We start from the raw sequence: 24,933 nt of genomic DNA on the forward strand, positions 1-24,933 counted from the left end.
CTGAAAAAGCGGTTAGATTCTGAGGATTAGCCTAGATTGACGAATTATCTGTGAAACAGATGATTTGGCGATCGTAGCTACTATTTCGCAATTGAGGATTATTAACCAAAAACGTTAATAATCTTGATGCTACATACGTTGTCCATTCAACTATGGCGAAAAGCGCCAAGTTGAAACATGGCAACCGCAGGAATCTGCTTTTTCAAACACGTTTAAACTACGAGTGCCTGAAAAAGCGCCCAGATTATGGCGTATGGCCTACTACTCCGCAATGGAAGGTTAGCTAAAAAAACTGCCAACCCCACTTATTAAAGTACTTCGTCATTGATTTTAAAAATATGATAAAAACCGAAAAATGTTTGTGCGAATCCCGGGCGTAGTAATGAACAACCCGAGCCGCCGGTACATAACAAATCTTCCCGCCAGCTTGCCGCAATCGATCACATAAATCGTTATCCTCAAAATACATAAAAAAGCGTTCATCAAAACCACCAATTTCACGCATAGCTTGTGCCCGTAGAAACATGAACGCACCTGAGCCATATTTAATCAGCTGTGTCTGATTCGATAAATCGCGACATTCATAGTGGGCTAAACGTTTTGCAAACAGACGCTTAACAAAACCAAAGGGGACGAAGCGTAATAAATAATCAAAAACATCTAATCGCCGTCTGATCAAATATTGCGTTTCACCTTTTGGATCAACAATCTTTGGTGTTACCATACTAATCTCCGGCCGAGCTTGTAATTGATGCAACATCAGTGTGAAGTCGGCCTTTTTGAGTAGAATATCGGGATTACAACAAATAAAATAAGTTGTTTTAATCCGCGCAAGATTATAGTTATGACCAAAACCGAAGCCTTTATTTACAGAGGCTAAGGTGATTTGAATTTGATCAGACTGGTAAGCCTTCAACTGATTTTGGTAAGCCGGCGCGGAAGCATTATCAAACACCATAACCCCTACGGATGAAGCGGCCAATTCGGTTTTAATTTGATTCAACACATGGAAAATATGCTTGCTATTATGCGTAACGATGCTAATCGTGACTGAATCCAGAATGACCACCTCCAAACGGACTAAAATTATGTGTCAGTGGTAATTGTGCAAAAATCAAGTAAAGGAATGGGTCCTTGTTGATCTGAAGTAAATTAGGTTCAATCATACTATTTACGGCAACAATCGCCAAAATCAGTGGCACTAATAAATTACCCTGCTTGGTTAACTGAAACGAGTACCAACTAAAAAAGATAACAATAAACAAAAACAGAATAATCCCGTAAATTAACAATAAACGGATAAAAGAAGAATCTAAATAGAAATACGCCGTTTTTTGCCAATTTGTTTTTAGAGCAATATTACCGCCATTACCGTGTTCAACAATATGTTGCCCAAACAGACTAAGACCGTACTTATCATAACCTTGACGGCCAATGTGCAGCCGACCGGATAACGCATTATCAAGAAATGCATAGAAGGTCGAACCCTTCCGATACGTTAACGTCAACCAAACCGAAAGAAAGGCACTAATTGGAAAGGTCAACCACGTCCAGTGAAAAAGTCTGGCCAACCAGTGCTGCCGTGGCAAAAATCTGAGGCTACTATAGAGCAGCATCGCTAAACAAACTAATAAAAGGGAAATCACATCCAACCGTGCATCACAAAAGACTAATAAAAAGTAGGAAATAAATAGGGTCACAACGTAATCAATGAACTTTAATTTTCCCCGTTTTAAATAACAATAAGCAATGAACAAAAAAAGTACAATTGCTGAGAAATCAGTTGGTGAAGAAAAGCCAAAGGACTGCCGTGCCGCCCCTCCTTGATCAATACTGCGGTAAATAATTAGGTTAGTAATAACCTTATACTGTGCTAGCAACATGATGACAAGCACTTCAGGAATTCCAATCCACAAATAAGTCTTAATGATTTGGTCAAAATTGATGCCCTTGGCCCCAAGAATAAATAATAAGATAATTAATAAAATTCGATCCTTTGACATCAAGGACGAAAGTGTGAAAATAACCGTCACAAGTCCCGCCTGCATTAACTCGCGGCGCGTATAGCTATCCACAAAAACAATCTTCAATAAAATTAGCGCTCCACTAAGCACAAAAACTAACCGCCCGGCTAAAGAAGGCATGTAACTGGCTAGCATACTTAATTTAAAAAGGTACCAAAAGAAGCTTAGCCCAAAAGCGAAGCAAAAGAGACCTTCTCCTGGACTGGCAACTGGTTTGTAAGCATCCGTTGATTGTAACAAACTGCTACCTTCCTTCTTCATTATTGACTGACTTAATTTGTGGTTTGAAAAATAGGCCTGCCCAAGTACCACGAATCACGGTCATGATTTTTTGCCCTTTTTTTGGCCGTTTACCAACAATAATCTGCCCAATGATGACGAGATTAGCCAAAATATCTTTAATCGCACCCCAGCTGCCCCGAAATTCTTTTTGCGTATAGTACTTATTACGAAACAAATAAAAATAGCGGGGAATTCGTTTCTGATCAGTCAAGATGTCCGGCGTGGCGGCAACTGTTAAATGGGTAACCTGTGCGGTTGGCACATAGTAGGCCGGATAATGTTGCGAAATTCGCATTGTATATTCATGATCATCAAACCAAATAAAGAAATCACTAATCGGCAGTCCCAGCCGTTCAACGATTCGCTGGTTAAATAAAATTGCCACAAACGACCCTGTTTTCAACCGCGTTAAGCCAGTTTTTGCTTCTGGTTGCCAATCGTACAACGGTAACGGCCGATTACCAATTGTGCCGTCCTTAAGTTTTACTTGCGGACTCAAAAAACCAAAATTTGGAATTCTTTTTGCTGGACGTAATAACTGCGCTAACGTATCGGCATGAACTAACGTATCATCATCCATTAACCAGATATAATCGTTAGCTACTTTGGCCGCCTGCTGCATACCATAGACGAAACCACCGGCGCCACCAAGATTCTCGTTTAAATTAAAAATGTGTACGTGGGTACCTTTTTGTTGGGCCAAATAAGCGGCAGTTTGATCAGAACTATGATTATTAACGATAAAAATATCCGTTACTGGTTTAGACTGCGCAAAAATGGCGTTTAAACACCGCTTTAACAGCGCCAATCGATTATAGGTGACAACGACACAACTTACTTTATCCGCCATACTTTGCTCCTTCATTTACGGTGCGTTAAAAGTAGCCACTTAAACACAAAATTACGGCTAAAATCACTTTTACGAATCCCAAAATTTCTTAATCCCCTAAGGACTGTTAACCCGGTCATATTGGGAATTTGTTGGTAGAAATTTAATAGCCGCCGATCACTTTCCCGCCACTGGGGTAACTGCAACTGCCAAAAAGAATTAATTTGTTCAATTGAAGCAGCGATGGAGTGCCGCATTTTACGGACACCGTAACCGCGTAATACCTTCATAACCCGCGAAGAACTAGCGCCCACAGCATTATCGTGGTGCTGGCGGTAAAGAATGGTTGCTTGATCCACAAAAACCAATTGGCCCAAGGTCACCGCCAACAAAGCGTACCACCAATCGTGCATTAGAATTGCGTCGCTTGCTTTGTAAGTGTAGCTTGCTTTCAACGCCTGATTGATCATCACAGTGCAGCCAGTCACACTATTTTGGGCAACTAATTCACCTAAATTAGTCTGGCCGTGCAATCGCTGGCTCTTAATCATTGACTTGCTCACCAAATTTAAATCTGTATCGACAACGCGTAAATCAGTGTGAACTAAAATCGGTTGTTCCGCCTTTTTTTCGGCGCGAGTCATTGCGGCCAACGTAACTTGAATTTTTTCTGGCAGCCAGACATCATCTTGATCGCAAAACATATAATACGGCGCCGTAGCAGTATTCAATAATTGAAAGAACGACGGAATCACCCCTAGGTTTTGCTGTTCCTGAGGATTAATTAGGGTTAGCCGCGTATCGTTTTTCGCCAGCCGACAAATGATAGCAACGGTTTGGTCACTAGACCCATCATCGCGAATATACAGTTGCCAATTCTGATAAGTCTGCTTTTGGATTGATTCAATTTGCTGCGTTAAATAAGTTGCACCGTTAAAAGTCGACAACAAGATCGCCACTTTGGGGCTTTGCATCGTAATTTTCCCTCCTAGCGCAAAACATCATCAATTTAATCCTTATGCTTTAGTATCTAACAAAATATCGCCAATGAATTTTAGTTGATATTTGCGTAAAAAGGCGTCTTGTTCCTCTAACGTCTCTCGTTTTGTTGTTGGACTAACTAATTCAAAAATACCATCAACCTGTTTGACCAACGCTTGAGTTGCTGGGTTTGTTAAAATTGAATTACTTTGAATAAATATTTGGTCGTACTTTGATGCTTGTTCGAGTATCTTTTCAGTTTCTTGGGCCATCTTATATCCCTGATCTGATGCCGGAATTGTTATACTGGCAAAATTTTCCGAAATTGGTTTTAATTTTCGGTCAGCCTCTTGATCCGCCGAGAATGAAATAAACAAGGTCTGACAACCCAATTTGGCAACTTGTTTGGCCAACCATTGACCCGAAATCGTTTCATCAGCGGCCGTAAGTAGCACTGTCTTTTTATCACCAATGGTCATCAAAAACTCACTTGCAAGTTGTGGTGTTTCAAACTTCGTAACATCAAAAACGTTGCGGTGGCCAAGATGATCCTGTAAAAATTTAGCATTGATACCTTTGCGCAGGAGACTAAATAACACGGCAATTAAACAAACCAATAAGAAACCTAGCAGACCACCCTGAAAGGTTGCTCCCAGCGTTTTAGGCTTTGTTGTATTAGTTTCCAACCAAGCTGATTGAATCAGACTTGCTTTACCTTTGCTTAAATAATTACCATACTGCGCTACAGCTGTTTCAGCAACGCTATCTGCAATCGTTGTTACATTCTTACGATTACCCTTGGCCTGAACTGAAATGAGGTTCGTATTAGAATTCTGCCAAGTCCCAACCGAATTTTGTAACTGTACCGAGTTCATTTTAATTCCTTGCTTAGCTAACGCTTGACTAGCAGTGGCCATAAAACGGCCACTGTGCATTATATAAGTGTAGGTTTTAACTGTCGATTCATCAGGAACCCATTGATCAAGACCGGCCTGCGTTGTTGGCTGCTTATTTGTCTTAGCACTTAATAAAACAAAAGTTGTGCCAGTATAACTGGTTGCTGTCGGCTTGTTAGCCGCCTGGTAGTTAAAGGCATAAGCGCCAATGAGACCACCGATAATTGCTAATAACATGACTTTCCAATTAAATAGCGCCATTAACGCCGTATTTAGATGGTAAACTTTCTTTTGCATTTCATGCCTCTCATTTCAAACTATTATTAGTTGTTTGTTAGGCTGTACTTTAAAAATTGTCTAGTTGTTACTAATTTCGTATGGAAACATAGTAACCCCCCTGATTGGATTTACTCTAACTCAGGGGGTTCACTTCATCGTTCGTAGCATCAAGATTATTAGCGCTTTTGGCTAATAATCCTCAATCGCGGAGTAGTAGCTAATCGCTTTTTCAAATACTCTCTATTCTAAACGTGTTTGAAAAAGCAGATTCCTGCGGTTAGCTACAACAGCCAAATCACCTTTTTCAAAGGTAATTCGTCTGTTTAGGCTAATCCTCAGAATCTAACCGCTTTTTCAAACTCTCTCTATTCTAGCTCACCCAAAAAAGTTCCTAAAACTTCCTGCCACGTTGGTAATACAAAACCACTAGCTTCGGTTTTACTCAAATCCAACAGTGCGTGCCGTGGTCGCCAAGCCTTCTGGGGATACTCTGCGGAGGTTACTGGGCTCACCGTCACTACTTTGTTAGCCAAAATTGCCGTGGCAAAATCAAACCAGCTACACGTTCCCTGATTGGCCAAATGGTAAATGCCATAGGCCAAATGCTGATCAATCACGTAGGTCATAAATTCGGCTAAAGTGCGGGTCCAAGTTGGTCGGCCAAATTGATCATCAACAACTGTTAGTTGATCATGATCCTTCGCCAATTTGAGCATCGTGTAAACAAAATTATGCCCAAATTCGCCAAATACCCACGACGTGCGAATAATATAGTAATTTTGCAGGTACTTTTGAACGGCAAGCTCACCTTCATATTTAGCGCGCCCGTATTCATTTCTAGGTGCCGGTTGATCCTCAACTTGATAACTTTGCTGACTGTCACCATCAAAAACGTAATCAGTGCTGATATAAACCATTGTTGCACCAACACTTGCCGCCGCCTTAGCGACATTCTCAGTCCCTAGCACGTTAACGGTTTGATTTGCCTTTTTCCCGGCACCTTCTTCAGCGGCATCCACCGCTGTATAGGCAGCACAATGGTAAACTAATTCCGGTTGATAACCAGCAAAGTAAGCGTTAACCTGCGTCTCATTCGTAATATCAAGATTATGGCTATCCGTCATTCGGTAGTCAACTTGACGCTCATCCAATAAATGGCACAATTCCGTACCTAATTGACCAGAAGCGCCGGTAATCATAATTCGCATATTACCCTCCAAATTCTATCGCTGTTACTTCAAGGCCGCTTTCGCCTTTAGTGGTTGCCACCAAGCTTCATTGGCCTGGTACCACTTAATTGTCTTCACAATTCCAGTGTCAAAAGTATACTCAGGCTGCCAGCCAAGTTCCTTCGTAATCTTGGTTGGGTCAATGGCGTAACGCCGGTCATGGCCTAAACGATCGGCCACGTACTTAATGTGATCCTCCGACAAGCCTAACGTCTTCACAATTAAATGGACAATTTCGTTGTTATTCCGTTCGTTATGGCCACCAATATTGTAAACTTCACCTTTTTTGCCCTTTTCCAAAACCAGGTCAATGGCGTGACAATGATCGGAAACGTATAACCAATCACGAATATTCTTACCATCACCGTAAATTGGTAGGGTCTTATCTTCCATGCCGTTAGAAACCATCAACGGAATCAACTTTTCAGGGAATTGGTAAGGTCCGTAATTATTGGAACAACGAGTAATATTAACGTTCATGCCGTAAGTTTCGTAGTAGGCCCGCACAATCATGTCGGCAGAAGCCTTACTAGCCGAATACGGTGAGTTTGGCCGCAGCGGGGAGGCTTCATCGAAGTAACCTTCTGCCCCTAAAGTACCGTAAACTTCGTCGGTGGAAACCTGTAAGAATTTAGTGACGCCTTGTTTTTTAGCGACATCCAATAAAGCTAATGTGCCTTGAACGTTGGTTTCAATAAAGACCTCTGGATGAAGAATTGAGCGATCCACATGGGATTCCGCCGCAAAGTTGACAATCCAGTCAATTTTGTACTGTTTGACCAAATAAGTCACTAATTCCCGGTTAACGATATTGCCCTGAACAAAGGTGTACCGGGGATCGTCCTTGATACTATCTAGGTTATGTTGATTGCCCGCGTAAGTTAAAAGATCTAAATTAACAATTCGGTAGTCTGGGTGCTGGTTTAGCATATAATGAATAAAATTACTGCCAATAAAACCAGCGCCACCAGTCACAAGTACGTTCATTAATTTTTACCTCCGTAAACGAAGTTCAAGTCAGCGTCTTTTAACCGCGGGTGATGTTTATCCTTTTCCGACAACACAAGGTCATCCAGTGGCATTGGCCATTCAATGCCAATATCAGGATCATCATAAGCTAAACCGCCATCCGCGTCAGGCGCGTAATAGCCGTCACACTTGTAGGCCACATTGCAATTAGCCGTTAAAGTCATGAAACCATGGGCGAACCCCTTTGGCACCAATAACTGGCGGTGGTTGAATTCACTTAAAATAAAGCCTTGCCACTGACCATATGTCGGTGAGCCCGTCCGAACATCAATGATGACGTCGTAGATAACACCAGTGATTGCCCGTAACAATTTAGTTTGGGCGTGCGGGGCCCGCTGAAAGTGCATCCCCCGTAAAACCCCCGGTTCAACGGACAATGACTGGTTATCTTGGAGCCACTCAACGTCAACGCCAGCAGCCTTGAACTTATTGGCGGTAAAAGTTTCCGTGAAGAAACCCCGGTGGTCCCCAAAAACGTCAGTTTCAATAATTTTAGCATCGGTTAATTTTGTGTCGATTACTTTCATAGTTAGTTTAATTCTCCTCTTTTTCTTCTGCGACCAATTGCAATAAGTACTGGCCGTACCCGGTCTTTTTAAGTGGTTCGGCTAATTTGGCTACCTGGTCTAGGTTGATGTAACCCATTCGGTAAGCAATTTCTTCCAAACAAGCAACCTCAAAATTCTGCCGGTCCTGCACCGTGGCAATGAAACCCGAAGCCTGGTGCAACGACTCGTGAGTTCCCGTATCTAACCAAGCGTACCCGCGGCCCATAATTTGCACATCAAGTTGGCCCTTTTCAAGGTAGACTTTATTGACATCGGTAATCTCCAATTCACCCCGCGGCGAAGGTTTAATGTCCTTGGCAATCTGCACCACTTGATTATCGTAAAAATACAAGCCCGTGATTGCGTAATTACTAGCCGGATGAGCTGGCTTTTCAACGATCGATTTAACACGCTTCTGCTTGTCAAAGTCCACCACACCAAATCGTTCAGGATCATTAACGTGGTAACCAAAAACAGTTGCCCCAGTTGGCTTAGCTGCTGCTTGTTGTAATAATTTGGAGAGGCCACCACCATAAAAGATGTTGTCCCCTAAAATCAGGCAAACCGAATCCGTCCCAATAAAGTCCGCGGCTAAAATAAATGCCTCAGCCAAACCATTCGGATGTTCCTGGACTTTGTACGAAATATGTATGCCCAAATCTTGGCCATCATGAAATAATTCCTCAAACCGCGGCGTATCCCGTGGCGTTGAAATAATCATGATATCCTGAATCCCAGCTAACATTAAGCTGGATAATGGGTAATAAATCATGGGTTTATCGTAAACCGGAATTAATTGTTTTGAAATTGCCCGGGTTACTGGGTACAGGCGCGTGCCTGACCCGCCGGCGAGAATGATGCCTTTCATGGCTATTATCTCCTCATTAATTTGACTTAAACACTAAGTATTGTACCATATCAGGACCGAAGTACACTTTTATATCCGCATTTTAAGCTTTCTTTATAGACTAAAAAAATAGGGTTCTACAATATCTGTTGTTGGTAATAGATTTTCATCTATTACTGATGACAGATTTTTTATTTATGGCTAGAATAAAAAAGCGGACATTTCCTGTCCGTTCATCCAAGTCAACCACCACGAAGATTTTTCAGAAAGAAGGAAATGCCCTATGTGTCATGATACTACAAAATTATTATTAGGAATAGCTGACGAGAACCTAAAAATTACTGACGGTGAAACTGGAGAAGACGGGGTTATTCGCTTAACTGGCCACTTGGATTACACGCCGAAGGCTTGTCCCAAGTGCGGGATTATCAATGATCAAAAGATTATTAACTACGGCTGGCGCAATACCACTATCAGATTCTCGAAGGTTCTGAGCAACACCGTCATCTTAGCCTTAAAGCGCCGCTATTTCCACTGTAAAGAATGTCACGGCAACTTTCTTGCACAAACATTGGCAGTTCCGAAACACTGTACAATTTCAAACACCAGCCGCAAAGAATGCCTAGAGAAGCTCGGTGAACCGGTCTCTTTGAAGCACATTGCCAATGAAGTATCGGCATCAGATTCATTTGTGGGCCGCCAGTTAATGCGCGCTGAACGAGACTTTCAAACCAATTGGCACTATTTACCAGAGATCATCTTAATGGATGAGGTGAAGAGTACCAAGAGCGCTACTGGTGCCATGAGCTTTGAGTTCATGAATGGCGAAACCCATGAATTAATCGACTTACTCCCTTATCGAACCATCAATAAACTAGAGAAGTATTTTTACCGCTTCGATCAAGCTGCCCGAGAAAACGTCAAAATTATTGTGACTGATATGAATTATACCTACCCCAAGCTTGTGCAGACCGTGTTCCCCAATGCCATGGTGGTCATGGACAAGTTTCATATTATCAACGCCCTAAATCGGGCGTTTAACAAAACCAGAATCAAGGTGATGAAGAAGTTTACCCCGTCTTCTCGCGAATTTCACGCCCTTAAGCGCTACTGGAAGCTGTTGTTAGTACCAACTGAACAGCTTAACTTTGAACAATTCAAAAAGTGGACTAATTTTCCTTACTGGATGGCTGCCACCGATGTTGTCCATCAGCTGTTATCGTTGGATTCAGAACTAGAACAAACTTATCAAGTCTTAAACAGCGTCCGGTCAGCTGTCCAACATCAAGATTGGCATAACTACAATGCGGCATTTTGGAATAACAAAACGTATTCTGAAGAAATGAAGAACACGATTAAAACACTTGAAAGCCATCATGATGAGATTCGTAACACCTTTACCACACACTATTCAAATGGTCCTTTGGAAGGTTCTAATAATAAAATCAAGGCGATCAAACGAGCCAGTTTTGGCTATCGCAGCTTCTGGAGGTTTAGAACTCGAGTACTATACGTTTTCAAAATCAAAACAAAAAGAGCCCTAATCACGAAGTGATTAGAACTCGAAATATGGATTCACCAACAACAGTTGACGAAGAGCCAAAAATAGGAGCCATAACAAAATCGAATTTTGTCACAACTCCTAGTTATAGTCCATCAACAACCAATTTAACGCTCTAAATAGAATTCAAAACGTGTCCCAACGTACTGGGTACGCACATATTCAAACGGTTCGCCTGATTGTAAAAACGAGACTTGACGTAACCGCAAAATTGGATCACCACGTTTAATTTGAAGAAAGTCGGCAATCCGTTCTGAGGAAACTTGGGCGGTAACTGTTTGTTGTGCACCGCCAAGAACTAGATTAGCCTTTTCTTCTAGAGTTCGGTACAACGAGCTTGTTACCTCGGCCTTGCTAAAGTCCTGAACCAAGGCCTCAGGTACCGTTGCAACCTCAAAGCTAATCGGAACATCATCGGCAAACCGAATTCGTTCCATTCGCAATACCTGCGCGCCATCGGGTAAATTAAGTTTTTCTTTTTCTGAAAGCGAGGGACTGGCAACATGATAAGAGATTGTTTTACTGGAAGGTGTTTTTCCTTGCGCCAGCATGATATCCGTAAAACTAGTTACACCTGACATCTTCTCTTGGACTTTTTGGTTGGCCACGTAAGTCCCTGCACCAACCCGGCGTTCTAAAATGCCTTCATCCACAAGTGTTTGAATCGCTTGACGCAAAGTCATTCGACTAACACCGAAACTAATCGCAAGTTCACGCTCAGAGGGTATCCGATCCCCAATCGCCCATTTTCCAGCTTCAATATCACGCTTAATTGAATTATGAATTTGAATATAAACCGGCGATTCCATGAATACCGCCCCCCTTTTTTCAATTATTTAAACAAAGGCTGAGACAAAAAATCTTAGCCCCTATTATCTCTGAGCATTATTCTAGAACGTGCGCCAAAGGTCTGGCTTCACGTGCCTAACGCCAGTTAAGCCAAAAACAGCCTTTTCCCACCCCTGGCTTTAAAATCTATTTTTCACCTTTAACAAAATGCCGACCATAACTGTAAGTTTCCAATAAATTGCAGTCATTATCGATAATATTCAAATCAGCGTCTTTGCCTTCAGCAATGCCACCTTTAGCTTCCAAGCCGAATTCAGCCGCTTGGTTAACCGAGCTCATCAAAACAGCATCGTATAAATCAGCGTCAGTGAATTTCATTGAATTTTTGAACGCGTCTGGGTATTCAAGAACCGACCCAGCCAAAGTACCGTCAGCTAAACGTGCCTGTTTGTCTTTAACGAAGACCTTTTGACCACCAAGTTCGCTTTCGCCTTCAGGCATCCCTTTAGAACGCATCGAATCCGTTACTAACTCAATTCGTTCAGGTCCTTTTTGGTCAAAGGCAAGTTCCAACATATCAGGCACAATGTGGAAACCGTCCATGATTAATTCAGCGTACATATTATTTTCCAACATAACGTGACCAGTAACACCAGGTTCACGGTGCTTAAATTCACGCTGGGCATTGTACAAATGTGTGGCGTGACTAGCCTTACTGTGCAATAAATCGGCCCGTGTGGCGTTACTATGGCCTACAGCAGGTACGATTCCGTGTGCTAAACAATAATCTTCGAATTCTTTTGAATGATCATCCTCGGGCGCGTAAGTAATTAATTTAACTAAGCCACCGGCCAATTCATTCCAATGATCTAATAATTCTGGATTAGGATCTTTGATGTATTCTTCTGGCTGAGCACCCTTATATTTAGCTGAAATAAAAGGCCCTTCCAAATGAACACCCTGAATAACTGGGTTTCGGTCAGCCGCCTTCTTAACACCGCGCATTGCATTATCAATGTTGGCGTTACTTTGCGTCATTGTCGTTGCAAAATAAGTTGTAATTCCTTCATTTTTAGTCATCTTCTGGACCATTGTATCAATCTGGTCAGGATCACCATCCATCGCGTCAAAACCGTAACCGCCATGACTATGAACGTCAATGAAACCGGGAATAATCGTCTTTCCAGTGGCCACAATTACTTCATCACCGGGATAATTTTTAAATTCTTCCATTGGGCCGACTGCCAAAATTTTGTCATCAAACCGAACAAAACCATCATCAATGATATCATCACCAGTATAGATCGTTGCGTGTTTCAAGACTTTTATACTCATTCGCTAGATTCCACCTTTTTAATTAATTAGACCAAAGTAAGTTCAGTGACCTACGCTTAATCCACAATAAACTCATTATAACTGGTATAGACCAAAGAAGCAATGCCAAACACCCCACTTATTGTTGGGTTAGCACTACTCACGCTCAATTGTAGCATCAATTCCCTTAACAACAGCAGTCATTAAACCAGCCTCTTCCATTGCCAGTAGTCCAGCCACTGTCGTACCACCTGGGGACGAAACTTGATCAATTAAATTCCAAGGATTTTCTTCAGTTACGAGAAGATTGGCGGCACTTCCTAACACCGTTTGTGCAGCAATTTTAGTGGCATCGACTTTGCTAAGACCGTGCTTAACACCAGCCCGTGACAGTGCATCAATGAATAAATAAGCGTAGGCCGGCGCGCTACCTGCAATGGCAGCAAAAGTTGTAAAATCTTTTTCCGCTAAAAATTGCGTTTTACCTAAAGCAGTAAAAATTGCTTGTGCCTTGGCCGAATCGGCCTCTGGGGTCACTTCGTTGGCAACTAAAGCCGTCATGCCTTGATTAATTGCCACATTAACGTTGGGCATGGCCCGCATAATACTCAAATCAGCATTATCCGCCGCATCAGCCAGGTCGCTTAACGTCACCCCACCGGCCACTGAAATTAAAAGTGGCGTTTTTTCTTCAAGTACTTTTTGCAAGGATGTTATTATCTCAAGGGACACATTGGCTGTCGCCGCCAAAATAACAACGTCACTTTGCGTAACTAACGCCTGATTACTCGCTACGGCCGTATACTGGTGGGCCTTAGCGAAGGGTTGGTAGTGTGCTTTATGGGCACTATGAACCAAAATATCACTAGGCCGATTAAATTGGGCCGCAACTAAACCAGCCATCATTGCTTGTGCCATGTGTCCAGCACCGATAAAACCAATCTTCATTTAAACTCCCCATTTCTATTGCTAGTAGTCACCAATCAAACTAAAACTCCGCCAATACTTTCATCACTTGGCAATGAAACAATGCCTCATCCTCACGCTATAAAAAATGAAGACTTGCAATTGACCGTTAGCGACTTCTTAACTATTTGCCAGTCGTCCTCGATTTAACTATCCTGAGCGTAGCCAAATTTCAAAGAACTGTCAAATAGAATCAAAAGTGATCCAAGTTTGGCCCAAAAATTATTTTTCCGGAATCCTTTATTAACTGTGGTGCGAATCCAGATTCTGCTGCTTGGCACATGATCAACCTAACAGATTCCGACTTACTAATGTGTGGCCTGTTAAACTACCTTTGGGATACACGCTAACCAGCCCACAAAAAAAGCGGCCGGGACAAAAGTCCTAGCCGCTTATAGTTTCCGATCATTATTCTAGAACGTGCGCCAAAAGTCTGGGTTCACGTGCTTCTAACAACCACAGTATAGTTGTTGGATTAGCTTACGTTACGCAGTGAACCCAAAACTGATTTTTGTCCCATTCCGGTTAACTGGGATAGCTGGATTCGAACCAGCGCATGACAGAGTCAAAGTCTGTTGCCTTACCACTTGGCTATATCCCAATCAAAAAAATGGAGGAGAGTGGATTCGAACCACCGAACCCGAAGGAGCGGATTTACAGTCCGCCGCGTTTAGCCACTTCGCTACTCCTCCATGTGTTTTTCAACAAATATTATGATACCGAAAATTCACTTTAATTGCAAGACCTGTTCCCGAATTATTTCTTAGTTGCAGTCGCTAAATACTTAGTTTGCAGGCAGGCGCGCCACTCACCCATAAAGTTTGAACTAGATTTCCATTCATTTAACCGCTTTAACCCGTAACCAACGGGCTTGCATAAATAAGTGGTTTGCCCAAACTGCCGTGGTTGAAACTTTGTGTGGGTGTGCCCAAACAAAACAGTCTCAACCTGATAAGCCTCCAATAGCGCCCCTAAGTGCCAGGAACCCATCACTGCGTTGGCCATGCGCCAGATTCGCGAAGTTGCTTGGTAGCTAATATAATCACGCCGGGGAACAAAATGTGTCATATAAAGAACTTGCTTGCGTTGTTGGCGCACCTTTTCCAGATCCTGGTGTGTTTGGTTTAAAACCAGTTGCATGCGCTCAGGATCGCTAATTGGCTGCTCAATCACACCATCAATCCAGTAAGCCCGTTTCCATTTTTCAAAAGCGGCCTGACTTTCACCAACTGCTTGGTCGGCAAAGCTATAATCATACCAACCATTATTGCCAATAAGTACGTAATTGGTTCCGGGAAAAGTGATCGTTTTCTGATGAACGTAATTGGGACTAAGATCACTCTGGAGTTCAGCAAAAGTCACGCCACGAACCATATCGTGATTACCTGCAATGAAGAAAACCCGGCATTTTCCGGCCATTTCGGTGGCCAGCTTTTCCACGAATAAGAGACTCTCCTGAAAATCATTAAAAAGATCGCCGGCAATCAGATAATCATCGTAGTCGTTAGCAAGCAAATAATCAACTTGCTGCGCACGAATCGCTGTGGTATCTAGTTTATTCACATCAAAATGGTTATCACTAGTTAACGCTATTTTTCGCAACTGGTTTCACTCCTAACAAAAAAAGGTGCCTTAGTCATAAGACTAACACACCTTTTCACCGACGTCTTAATTAACGCCTTCCATTAATTTCTTAATCCGCGGTACCATGAATAACAAAATGGCCCCAAAGATAATCGTAACTATTCCGATAATACCATAATAACGAGCCTCAGTAGCTGGCGTATAGAGCTTAACCAGCTGCGCGTTAATTGCTTGTGCAGCTGCATCGCCTAAGAACCACATACTCATCATTTGTGATTGGAAAGCCTTTGGTGCTAGCTTAGTGGTTGCTGACAAACCAACTGGCGAGATCAACATCTCCCCGATTTCAACAATTAACCAACTTAGAACTAACCAAAGTGGGCTAACCTTTGCCGATGTCCCAAATAACGTAATTGGAATCACCATGACAACAAATGATAAACCAGCAAAGAACAAACCATAAGAGAACTTGGATGGTGTTGATGGCTGCCGTTTACCTAATTTCATCCACAACCAAGCAAAGAATGGTGTGTATAAAATAATAAATAGCGGATTCAACGTCTGGAAGTTACTTGGTTCAATCGTCATGAAGCCTAAGTTCAAGTTAGTCTGTTGTGACGCGAATAACGCCAAGACAACTGAACCTTGTTCTTCAATCATCCAGAATAAAACACTGGCAATAAACAATGGTACGTAGGCCCAAACACGTGAGCGTTCAACCTTTGTTGTCTTACTACTAGTTAACATCATTCCAAAATAAAAAATTGGAATTGCAATACCTAATGTACTGATTACGATAATAACATTGTTGACGTTTAAGGCACCCATTAACCCCATAATACCGAAAACAATAATTGCGGCAACAATGAAATAAAGTATTTTACGAATAAGTGGCCATTTTTCAGATGCGGTAATTGGATCAGTTGGGTGTAAACTTGCTTCGCTTAAATCCTTTTTACCACCAAAATAATATTGCATTAACCCAAAGAACATACCAATTGCAGCAATTGAGAAGCCAAGATGATAGTTGACCTTCTGCCCTAAATTACCAACAATAATTGGTGCCAGTAAAGAGCCAAAGTTAATCCCCATAACAAAGATACTAAATCCAGAATCACGCCGAACGTCATCCTTAGTGTATAGCGTCCCAACCATTTCGGAGACATTCGGTTTAAGTAAACCAGTACCAATAACAATCAAAGCAATGGAAATCCACAAAGCAAAACTACCAGCCGGAAATGATAGTGCAATGTGCCCAAACATTATCAGGACACCGCCCCAAAAGACGGTCTTGCGACTACCTAGTATCCGGTCACTAACAAAGCCCCCAATAACACTTGACATATAAACTAATGATCCATAAATTGCCATTACTGAAGTAGCCGTTTTTTGACTATAAGCAAGGCCATGATTAGATACTTTATCCATCATGTAAAATAATAGAATTGCCCGCATACCATAATAACTGAATCTTTCCCAGAATTCGGTAAAGAACAGCGTGGATAATCCATGCGGTTGCCCAAAGAAGGTTCGTTCTTTCTTATTTTCCAAGTTAAACTTCCTCTCACCATTTATTAAATCTCATTAATTTCTTAACAATAAGTACCGCTACTACGAATAGTTTATGTATTTACAGTTAAGGTTTCCTCCGTGCTATGATAATTTAAGTAGAACTTCACACCCTTTTCTTAGAATTAAACATAGTAGCAATTATAAAACACTTACCAAGTTTGCGTCAATCGAATTTACTAACTCTAATCTCACTGTCACATTTAATTGAAAACAAAAAGATCCCTAGTGCTTAATCCACTAGGAATCTAAATCCGTTACGGTCGTACTTTAAGAAACTAATTTACTTTTTACGGTAACGATCAGACTGGCGCTAAATCAAATTGTCAGAGTTTTATCATTTAAGTTGCCCATCTACCTTTTAAACTATCACTTGGCTGTCGGTTGAAATTTCGAAATATTAGCCAGAGTAGTAGTTTCGCTTTAAAAAGGAGTGTACTTTAAATTCTATTTGGTCGAAATGGCATTTTATGCTTGCCGTCCCCTATGCACGGATTACCACCTCTATTTGAACGTGGTGGCCAAACAGACTATGAGGTAATACAAACTATTAGAGAAAAAATGAACCGCTAAATTGAAGGGCAATCCATATCATTTAAGCGTTAGTTATATTGTACTTTTGTAATATAGTTATTTATATCATCATTATAAATAAACGATTAAAAAATAAGAGCTTATACAGCGGCGTGATTACCGCCATCGTATAAGCTCTTATAATGCATATAATTTCATCTTATGCCGTCTGCAGGAGTCGAACCTGTGACCCTCGGTTTACGATACCGATGCTCTACCAACTGAGCTAAGACGGCAAATGACCCGTACGAGATTTGAACTCATGTTACCGCCGTGAAAGGGCGGTGTCTTAACCACTTGACCAACGGGCCATACAACACTAATAATTATACAGAAAAGCCAGAATTTGTAAAGGTGTTTTAAGTGATTTCTCACAAGAAATTATGACCTTTGGCACTTATATAAAAATAGCTTACTAGTGATTAAGATTATAAAAAAAGAACTGACGTTAGTCAGCCCTTTTTAACTAGTTGCATGGCAACGTCCTACCCTCGCAGGGGGTGCTCCCCCAACTACTCTCGGCGCTAAGAAGCTTAACTTCTGTGTTCGACATGGGAACAGGTGTATCCTTCCTGCCATTGTCACCACACCACTATCTGAGAACTTTGTGCTCTCAAAACTGGACCTTCTATTTTCTTTGACCTTTGAACACTACGCGGAAACATTGTTTCCGACTTGGTTAAGTCCTCGACCGATTAGTATTGGTCCGCTCCATGCCTCACGGCACTTCCACTTCCAACCTATCTACCTGATCATCTCTCAGGGGTCTTACTTCCATAAAGGAATGGGAAATCTAATCTTGCGGGGGGCTTCACACTTAGATGCTTTCAGCGTTTATCCCGGCCATACATAGCTACCCAGCGCTGCACCTGGCGGCACAACTGGTACACCAGCGGTATGTCCATTCCGGTCCTCTCGTACTAGGAACAGCTCCGCTCAAATTTCCTACGCCCGCGACGGATAGGGACCGAACTGTCTCACGACGTTCTGAACCCAGCTCGCGTACCGCTTTAATGGGCGAACAGCCCAACCCTTGGGACCAACTACAGCCCCAGGATGCGATGAGCCGACATCGAGGTGCCAAACCTCCCCGTCGATGTGGACTCTTGGGGGAGATAAGCCTGTTATCCCCAGGGTAGCTTTTATCCGTTGAGCGATGGCCCTTCCATACGGAACCACCGGATCACTAAGCCCGACTTTCGTCCCTGCTCGACTTGTTAGTCTCGCAGTCAAGCTCCCTTATGCCTTTACACGCTATGAATGATTTCCAACCATTCTGAGGGAACCTTTGGGCGCCTCCGTTACTCTTTAGGAGGCGACCGCCCCAGTCAAACTGCCCACCTGACACTGTCTCCCGCCACGCTAAGTGGCGCGGGTTAGAGTGGTCATACAGCAAGGGTAGTATCCCACCAATGCCTCCACCGAAACTAGCGTTCCGGCTTCAACGGCTCCTACCTATCCTGTACAAGCTGTACAAACACTCAATATCAAGCTACAGTAAAGCTCCATGGGGTCTTTCCGTCCTGTCGCGGGTAACCCGCATCTTCACGGGTAATATAATTTCACCGAGTCTCTCGTCGAGACAGTGCCCAGATCGTTACGCCTTTCGTGCGGGTCGGAACTTACCCGACAAGGAATTTCGCTACCTTAGGACCGTTATAGTTACGGCCGCCGTTTACTGGGGCTTCATTTCTGGGCTTCGCGCCGAAGCGCTAACTCATCCACTTAACCTTCCAGCACCGGGCAGGCGTCAGCCCCTATACGTCATCTTACGATTTAGCAGAGACCTGTGTTTTTGATAAACAGTCGCCTGGGCCTATTCACTGCGGCTGATCGTTAGATCAGCACCCCTTCTTCCGAAGTTACGGGGTTATTTTGCCGAGTTCCTTAACGAGAGTTCTCTCGCTCACCTGAGGATTCTCTCCTCGACTACCTGTGTCGGTTTGCGGTACGGGTAGTTTATTTCTCACTAGAAGCTTTTCTTGGCAGTGTGACATCAGGAACTTCGTTACTTAAATTTCACTCCCCATCACAACTTGTCCGTAAAAGTTCAAGCCTTTAACTCAAACTAAGACTTATTGCTTGGACGCACATTTCCAATCGTGCGTATTCCTTAGCCTCCTGCGTCCCTCCATCGTTCAAACAAAATAAACTAGTACAGGAATCTCAACCTGTTATCCATCGCTTACGCCTCGCGGCCTCAGCTTAGGTCCCGACTAACCCTGGGAGGACGAGCCTTCCCCAGGAAACCTTAGTCATTCGGTGGATCAGATTCTCACTGATCTTTCGCTACTCATACCGGCATTCTCACTTCTAAGCGCTCCAGTCGTCCTTACGATCGACCTTCAACGCCCTTAGAACGCTCTCCTACCACGATCACTAACGTGATCATCCACAGTTTCGGTATTATGTTTAGCCCCGGTACATTTTCGGCGCAGGGTCACTCGACTAGTGAGCTATTACGCACTCTTTAAATGGTGGCTGCTTCTGAGCCAACATCCTAGTTGTCTATGCAACCCCACATCCTTTTCCACTTAACATAAATTTAGGGACCTTAACTGGTGGTCTGGGCTGTTTCCCTTTCGACTACGGATCTTATCACTCATAGTCTGACTCCCGGATAGAACATCAATGGCATTCGGAGTTTATCTGAATTCAGTAACCCAAGACGGGCCCCTAGTCCAAACAGTGGCTCTACCTCCATGATGCTTAACTCCGAGGCTAGCCCTAAAGCTATTTCGGAGAGAACCAGCTATCTCCAAGTTCGTTTGGAATTTCACCGCTACCCACACCTCATCTCAGCATTTTTCAACATACACGAGTTCGGTCCTCCAGTGTGTTTTACCACACCTTCAACCTGGACATGGGTAGGTCACCTGGTTTCGGGTCTACGTCTACTTACTAAAGCGCCCGTTTCAGACTCGCTTTCGCTACGGCTCCAGTTTTTCACTTTAACCTCGCAAGCAAACGTAACTCGCCGGTTCATTCTACAAAAGGCACGCCATCATCCATTAACGGACTCTGACTACTTGTAGGCACACGGTTTCAGGAACTGTTTCACTCCCCTTCCGGGGTTCTTTTCACCTTTCCCTCACGGTACTGGTCCACTATCGGTCACTAGGTAGTATTTAGCCTTGGGAGATGGTCCTCCCAGATTCCGACGGAATTTCACGTGTTCCGCCGTACTCAGGATCCTGAACAGAGGGTTAGCAGTTTGATCTACGGGATTTTCACCCTCTTTGACGCAGCGTTCCAACTGCTTCGACTACCACTAACTTTGGTAACTCTAATGTTCAGTCCTACAACCCCACTGAGCAAGCTCAATGGTTTGGGCTGTTCCCCGTTCGCTCGCCGCTACTTAGGGAATCGATTTTTCTTTCTGTTCCTGCGGGTACTGAGATGTTTCAGTTCCCCACGTTTACCTCTAAGCTGCTATGTATTCACAACTTAGTAACCAGCGACTAAGCTGGCTGGGTTCCCCCATTCGGAAATCTCCGGATCAAAGCTTACGTACAGCTCCCCGAAGCATATCGGTGTTAGTACCGTCCTTCATCGGCTCCTAGTGCCAAGGCATCCACCGTGCGCCCTTGTTAACTTAACCTATTCAATATCTACGGTATTGTGGTTTTGAGTTTTAGCAATTAAAAAAACTTTCTTAAAAAACTCATTTAAAACGCAGTGTTCTCGGTTTTTAAACAAAGAAAATAGAATATCCAGTTTTCAAAGTACAAAGTTTTTGAGAGTAAACCTCTCAAAACTAAACAAAGTTTCAACAAATCGTGTAGGTTTCCGTAATATTTTCCTTAGAAAGGAGGTGATCCAGCCGCAGGTTCTCCTACGGCTACCTTGTTACGACTTCACCCCAATCATCTGTCCCACCTTAGACGGTTAGCTCCTCATAGAGGTTACCCCACCGGCTTCGGGTGTTACAAACTCTCATGGTGTGACGGGCGGTGTGTACAAGGCCCGGGAACGTATTCACCGCGGCGTGCTGATCCGCGATTACTAGCGATTCCGACTTCATGTAGGCGAGTTGCAGCCTACAATCCGAACTGAGATTGGCTTTAAGAGATTAGCTTACCCTCGCGGGTTCGCAACTCGTTGTACCAACCATTGTAGCACGTGTGTAGCCCAGGTCATAAGGGGCATGCTGATTTGACGTCATCCCCACCTTCCTCCGGTTTGTCACCGGCAGTCTCACTAGAGTGCCCAACTTAATGCTGGCAACTAGTCATAAGGGTTGCGCTCGTTGCGGGACTTAACCCAACATCTCACGACACGAGCTGACGACAACCATGCACCACCTGTCACTTTGTCCCCGAAGGGAAAGCTGTATCTCTACAGTGGTCAAAGGATGTCAAGACCTGGTAAGGTTCTTCGCGTAGCTTCGAATTAAACCACATGCTCCACCGCTTGTGCGGGCCCCCGTCAATTCCTTTGAGTTTCAACCTTGCGGTCGTACTCCCCAGGCGGAATGCTTAATGCGTTAGCTGCAGCACTGAAGGGCGGAAACCCTCCAACACTTAGCATTCATCGTTTACGGTATGGACTACCAGGGTATCTAATCCTGTTCGCTCCCCATACTTTCGAGCCTCAGCGTCAGTTACAGACCAGAGAGCCGCCTTCGCCACTGGTGTTCTTCCATATATCTACGCATTTCACCGCTACACATGGAGTTCCACTCTCCTCTTCTGCACTCAAGTTTCCCAGTTTCTAATGCACTTCTTCGGTTAAGCCGAAGGCTTTCACATCAGACTTAAAAAACCGCCTGCGCTCGCTTTACGCCCAATAAATCCGGACAACGCTTGCCACCTACGTATTACCGCGGCTGCTGGCACGTAGTTAGCCGTGGCTTTCTGGTTGGATACCGTCATAGGACTAACAGTTACTCTAGTCCCTGTTCTTCTCCAACAACAGAGTTTTACGATCCGAAAACCTTCTTCACTCACGCGGCGTTGCTCCATCAGACTTTCGTCCATTGTGGAAGATTCCCTACTGCTGCCTCCCGTAGGAGTTTGGGCCGTGTCTCAGTCCCAATGTGGCCGATTACCCTCTCAGGTCGGCTACGTATCATCGCCTTGGTAGGCCGTTATCCCACCAACTAGCTAATACGCCGCGGGTCCATCCAAAAGTGATAGCCGAAGCCATCTTTCATTAAGTGACCATGTGGTCACTTAAATTATGCGGTATTAGCATCTGTTTCCAAATGTTATCCCCCACTTTTGGGTAGGTTACCCACGTGTTACTCACCCGTCCGCCACTCACATCAATTAGCTTCCACTGCAAGCAGCTTCTGTTAATATCTGTGCGTTCGACTTGCATGTATTAGGCACGCCGCCAGCGTTCGTCCTGAGCCAGGATCAAACTCTCATATAAAATGAAAATTGATTGCTCAATTGATTTTGTTGCTAGCGAGTTATAATTCAAATTGAATTGACTTCGCAAATGTTTGCTTCTTCCAACCGGTCCGAAGAACGGTTAAAAAAAGACCCTACACATTTGATTTGTCGAAACTTTGTTCAGTTTTCAAAGGTCTACTTCGTTAAATTATTGTCAGCGACAACTCAATCAGTATAGCAGATTAAGCGGTTGCTTGTCAAGCAGTAATTTGAATTTTTATTCAATCAATATTCAAGTTTACTTAACGCGACAACTTTTATAGTTTAGCAAGAATCTAATTTGTTGTCAAGAACTTCTTTTAAAAGTTCAAAGCAACTTGCTCAGTCGTTTTGACAACAGGGATAACTATACCAAGTTTTTTAGTATTCGTCAACAATATTTATTTAAAAAAATAAGACTATTTCAAAGCACAAACAATTGTCTCTCAATATGCATAAAAGTTCGCTTTTTTAATATAAATTCGTTCTATTTGGTCCATTTTCCTCTATTAAGTTGCATTCGGCCACTGCTTAATTAATGGCAAAATAAAAAGAGGCTTGGAAGTGAACCCCCGGTATTAGACTAAAATCTAATATTGGGGGTTCACTTCCAAGCCTCTTACTGTTTCTGATCATAACTCTAGAACGTACGCCAAAAGTCTAAGTTCACGTGCCTCAATTCAGTAACTATAGTACGGTTATTGAATTAGCTATAGTTACGCAGTGAACTCAAAACCGACTTTTGTCTATAATTCATCATCCGTTAAAGTTTTTTCAGGTCGCATTGTCGGGAACAACAACACATCACGAATTGAATCAACATCGGTCAATAACATTACTAAGCGATCGATACCGATACCCAATCCACCAGTTGGCGGCATACCATACTCTAATGCCTCAACGTAATCTTCATCAATCCCATGTGCCTCATCATTACCTTCTTCGCGTTCCTTGGCCTGCGCCTCAAAGCGTTCACGTTGATCAATTGGATCATTTAATTCAGTAAAGGCATTCGCGTACTCACCACCATGAATAAATAATTCAAAACGACCAACAAAACGTGGATCTTTAGGATCCTTTTTAGCTAATGGTGAAATTTCAATTGGATGTCCATAAATGAACGTTGGTTGTGTCAGTGTTTCTTCAACAAAAGTTTCAAAGAAAGCATTGATAATATGCCCAACCGTCCACCACTCTTGATACTCCACGTGATGCTCATCAGCTAATTTTTGTGCATCCGCAACGCTCATCTTTGGCCAGAAATCAACACCAGTCTGTTCTTTAATGGCGTCAACCATGTGAATTCGTTTAAATGGTTTATCAAGATCAATTGATTGACCTTGATACGTTATTTGGCCAGAACCATTTACTTTTTGAGCAGCAAAACGGAAGATGCCTTCTGTTTCGTCCATCACATCAGTTAAGTCCCAGTAGGCTGCATATGTTTCTAACATCGTAAATTCAGGGTTATGTCTTGTATCAATTCCTTCATTCCGGAAAACACGTCCAATTTCGTAGACCCGCTCCATGCCACCAACAATTAGGCGCTTCAAATGAAGTTCCAACGCAATTCGCAAATAAAGATCAATGTTCAACGCATTATGGTGCGTCGTAAATGGTCGTGCCGAAGCGCCCCCTGCTTGCGTATGTAAAACAGGTGTTTCTACTTCAGTAAACTCATGTTGATCTAAGTATTCACGAACAGCACTAATAATGTGACTTCGTTTCATAAACCGATCAAAGCTCTCCCGGTTTGAAATCAGATCCAAATAACGCTGTCGGTACTTCTGCTCAACATTTTGGAGACCATGATACTTATCAGGTAGTGGCCGTAATGCCTTACTAAGAAAAGTAACGTGGTTAGCCCGAATGGTTAATTCACCAGTATCAGTTTTCATGATACTGCCAGTAATTCCCATGATGTCGCCAATGTCCGAGCGCTTAAAGATGTGGTAATTTTCTTCCCCAACTTCGTCTTTACGTACGTAAACTTGAATTCGTCCGTCACGATCAGCAAAATCGGCAAAACCAACTTTACCCTTACCACGTTTAGTCATCATTCGACCAGCAATTGTAACAATATGTTCTTCTTCTTCAAGTTGTTCTTTAGTTGTCTCACCGTATTTATCATGCAATCCTTGTGTCATTGCATCACGATCAAAACGGTGACCAAAAGGATCAATGCCCTCATCGCGCAGTTCCTGCATCTTCTGCCGGCGAACGCGTAATTGGTCATTCATCTCGTTTGGCTTTTG

General features: G+C 43.1%; 16 protein-coding genes, 4 tRNA genes and 3 rRNA genes. 1 reads left to right on the plus strand and 22 read right to left on the minus strand.

Annotation, left to right across the window (positions count from 1 at the left end; genetic code table 11):
* Positions 1 to 283 precede the first annotated feature (283 nt).
* From AYR53_RS00160 to rfbA, 9 genes are all read right to left on the minus strand, one after another.
* Positions 284 to 1,063, minus strand: coding sequence for a glycosyltransferase (locus AYR53_RS00160; protein ID WP_068281262.1), 780 nt, complete (start codon positions 1,061 to 1,063; stop codon positions 284 to 286).
* The gene (locus AYR53_RS00165; RefSeq protein ID WP_068280041.1) at positions 1,041 to 2,264 is read right to left on the minus strand and encodes a hypothetical protein; all 1,224 of its coding nucleotides are present in this window, start codon (positions 2,262 to 2,264) and stop codon (positions 1,041 to 1,043) included. The genes AYR53_RS00160 and AYR53_RS00165 overlap by 23 nt, the downstream gene beginning before the upstream one ends.
* A 4-nt stretch (positions 2,265 to 2,268) precedes the next feature.
* Positions 2,269 to 3,156 (minus strand): glycosyltransferase family 2 protein, encoded by an 888-nt coding sequence (locus tag AYR53_RS00170; protein WP_068280036.1) that lies wholly within the window; start codon positions 3,154 to 3,156, stop codon positions 2,269 to 2,271.
* 11 nt (positions 3,157 to 3,167) lie between these two features.
* Positions 3,168 to 4,109, minus strand: coding sequence for a glycosyltransferase family 2 protein (locus tag AYR53_RS00175; RefSeq protein ID WP_068280035.1), 942 nt, complete (start codon positions 4,107 to 4,109; stop codon positions 3,168 to 3,170).
* A 42-nt stretch (positions 4,110 to 4,151) separates the two neighbouring features.
* Positions 4,152 to 5,309: a YveK family protein gene (locus AYR53_RS00180; RefSeq protein WP_068280031.1), complete on the minus strand. Its 1,158-nt coding sequence runs from the start codon at positions 5,307 to 5,309 to the stop codon at positions 4,152 to 4,154.
* Positions 5,310 to 5,656: 347 nt separating this feature from the next.
* Positions 5,657 to 6,499 carry a dTDP-4-dehydrorhamnose reductase gene (rfbD, locus tag AYR53_RS00185; protein WP_068280026.1) on the minus strand — a complete coding sequence of 281 codons (843 nt, stop codon included), beginning with the start codon at positions 6,497 to 6,499 and terminating at the stop codon, positions 5,657 to 5,659.
* 24 nt (positions 6,500 to 6,523) lie between these two features.
* Positions 6,524 to 7,507: a dTDP-glucose 4,6-dehydratase gene (rfbB, locus tag AYR53_RS00190; protein ID WP_068280023.1), complete on the minus strand. Its 984-nt coding sequence runs from the start codon at positions 7,505 to 7,507 to the stop codon at positions 6,524 to 6,526.
* A complete protein-coding gene (gene rfbC, locus AYR53_RS00195) occupies positions 7,507 to 8,076 on the minus strand; it encodes a dTDP-4-dehydrorhamnose 3,5-epimerase (RefSeq protein ID WP_068222781.1) in 570 nt (189 codons plus the stop codon). The genes rfbB and rfbC overlap by 1 nt, the downstream gene beginning before the upstream one ends.
* Before the next feature lie 7 nt (positions 8,077 to 8,083).
* Positions 8,084 to 8,965: a glucose-1-phosphate thymidylyltransferase RfbA gene (gene rfbA / locus AYR53_RS00200; RefSeq protein WP_068280020.1), complete on the minus strand. Its 882-nt coding sequence runs from the start codon at positions 8,963 to 8,965 to the stop codon at positions 8,084 to 8,086.
* A 262-nt stretch (positions 8,966 to 9,227) separates the two neighbouring features.
* Here rfbA and AYR53_RS00205 point away from each other — a divergent pair, with 262 nt between their 5' ends.
* Positions 9,228 to 10,499 carry an ISL3 family transposase gene (locus AYR53_RS00205; protein WP_068279055.1) on the plus strand — a complete coding sequence of 424 codons (1,272 nt, stop codon included), beginning with the start codon at positions 9,228 to 9,230 and terminating at the stop codon, positions 10,497 to 10,499.
* A gap of 113 nt (positions 10,500 to 10,612) precedes the next feature.
* On the opposite strand, the gene AYR53_RS00210 is transcribed toward AYR53_RS00205, so the two are convergent.
* The 13 genes from AYR53_RS00210 to lysS all read right to left on the minus strand — a co-directional run bounded on the left by AYR53_RS00210 (position 10,613) and on the right by lysS (position 24,918).
* Positions 10,613 to 11,314: a GntR family transcriptional regulator gene (locus tag AYR53_RS00210; protein WP_068280017.1), complete on the minus strand. Its 702-nt coding sequence runs from the start codon at positions 11,312 to 11,314 to the stop codon at positions 10,613 to 10,615.
* 166 nt (positions 11,315 to 11,480) lie between these two features.
* Positions 11,481 to 12,629: an N-acetylglucosamine-6-phosphate deacetylase gene (gene nagA, locus AYR53_RS00215; protein WP_068280014.1), complete on the minus strand. Its 1,149-nt coding sequence runs from the start codon at positions 12,627 to 12,629 to the stop codon at positions 11,481 to 11,483.
* A gap of 135 nt (positions 12,630 to 12,764) precedes the next feature.
* The gene (gene proC, locus AYR53_RS00220; protein WP_068280011.1) at positions 12,765 to 13,556 is read right to left on the minus strand and encodes a pyrroline-5-carboxylate reductase; all 792 of its coding nucleotides are present in this window, start codon (positions 13,554 to 13,556) and stop codon (positions 12,765 to 12,767) included.
* 547 nt (positions 13,557 to 14,103) lie between these two features.
* Positions 14,104 to 14,175 (minus strand) — tRNA-Gln (locus AYR53_RS00225).
* 10 nt (positions 14,176 to 14,185) lie between these two features.
* Positions 14,186 to 14,266: transfer RNA gene (locus AYR53_RS00230), tRNA-Tyr, on the minus strand.
* A gap of 64 nt (positions 14,267 to 14,330) precedes the next feature.
* A complete protein-coding gene (locus tag AYR53_RS00235; protein WP_068280009.1) occupies positions 14,331 to 15,176 on the minus strand; it encodes a metallophosphoesterase in 846 nt (281 codons plus the stop codon).
* A gap of 66 nt (positions 15,177 to 15,242) precedes the next feature.
* Positions 15,243 to 16,709, minus strand: coding sequence for a peptide MFS transporter (locus AYR53_RS00240; protein ID WP_068222765.1), 1,467 nt, complete (start codon positions 16,707 to 16,709; stop codon positions 15,243 to 15,245).
* 754 nt (positions 16,710 to 17,463) lie between these two features.
* Positions 17,464 to 17,536 (minus strand) — tRNA-Thr (locus tag AYR53_RS00245).
* Between the two features lie 3 nt (positions 17,537 to 17,539).
* A tRNA-Glu gene (locus AYR53_RS00250) sits at positions 17,540 to 17,611 on the minus strand.
* Between the two features lie 161 nt (positions 17,612 to 17,772).
* Positions 17,773 to 17,889 (minus strand): 5S ribosomal RNA (rrf, locus tag AYR53_RS00255).
* Positions 17,890 to 17,975: 86 nt separating this feature from the next.
* A 23S ribosomal RNA gene (locus tag AYR53_RS00260) occupies positions 17,976 to 20,901 on the minus strand.
* Positions 20,902 to 21,107: 206 nt separating this feature from the next.
* A 16S ribosomal RNA gene (locus tag AYR53_RS00265) occupies positions 21,108 to 22,676 on the minus strand.
* The 16S, 23S and 5S rRNA genes sit together here with 2 tRNA genes alongside, the layout of an rRNA operon.
* 748 nt (positions 22,677 to 23,424) lie before the next feature.
* Positions 23,425 to 24,918 (minus strand): lysine--tRNA ligase, encoded by a 1,494-nt coding sequence (gene lysS / locus AYR53_RS00270; protein WP_167574661.1) that lies wholly within the window; start codon positions 24,916 to 24,918, stop codon positions 23,425 to 23,427.
* Between the last annotated feature and the right edge of the window lie 15 nt (positions 24,919 to 24,933).

The sequence above is a fragment of the Loigolactobacillus backii genome (assembly GCF_001663675.1).
Taxonomy (GTDB): domain Bacteria; phylum Bacillota; class Bacilli; order Lactobacillales; family Lactobacillaceae; genus Loigolactobacillus; species Loigolactobacillus backii.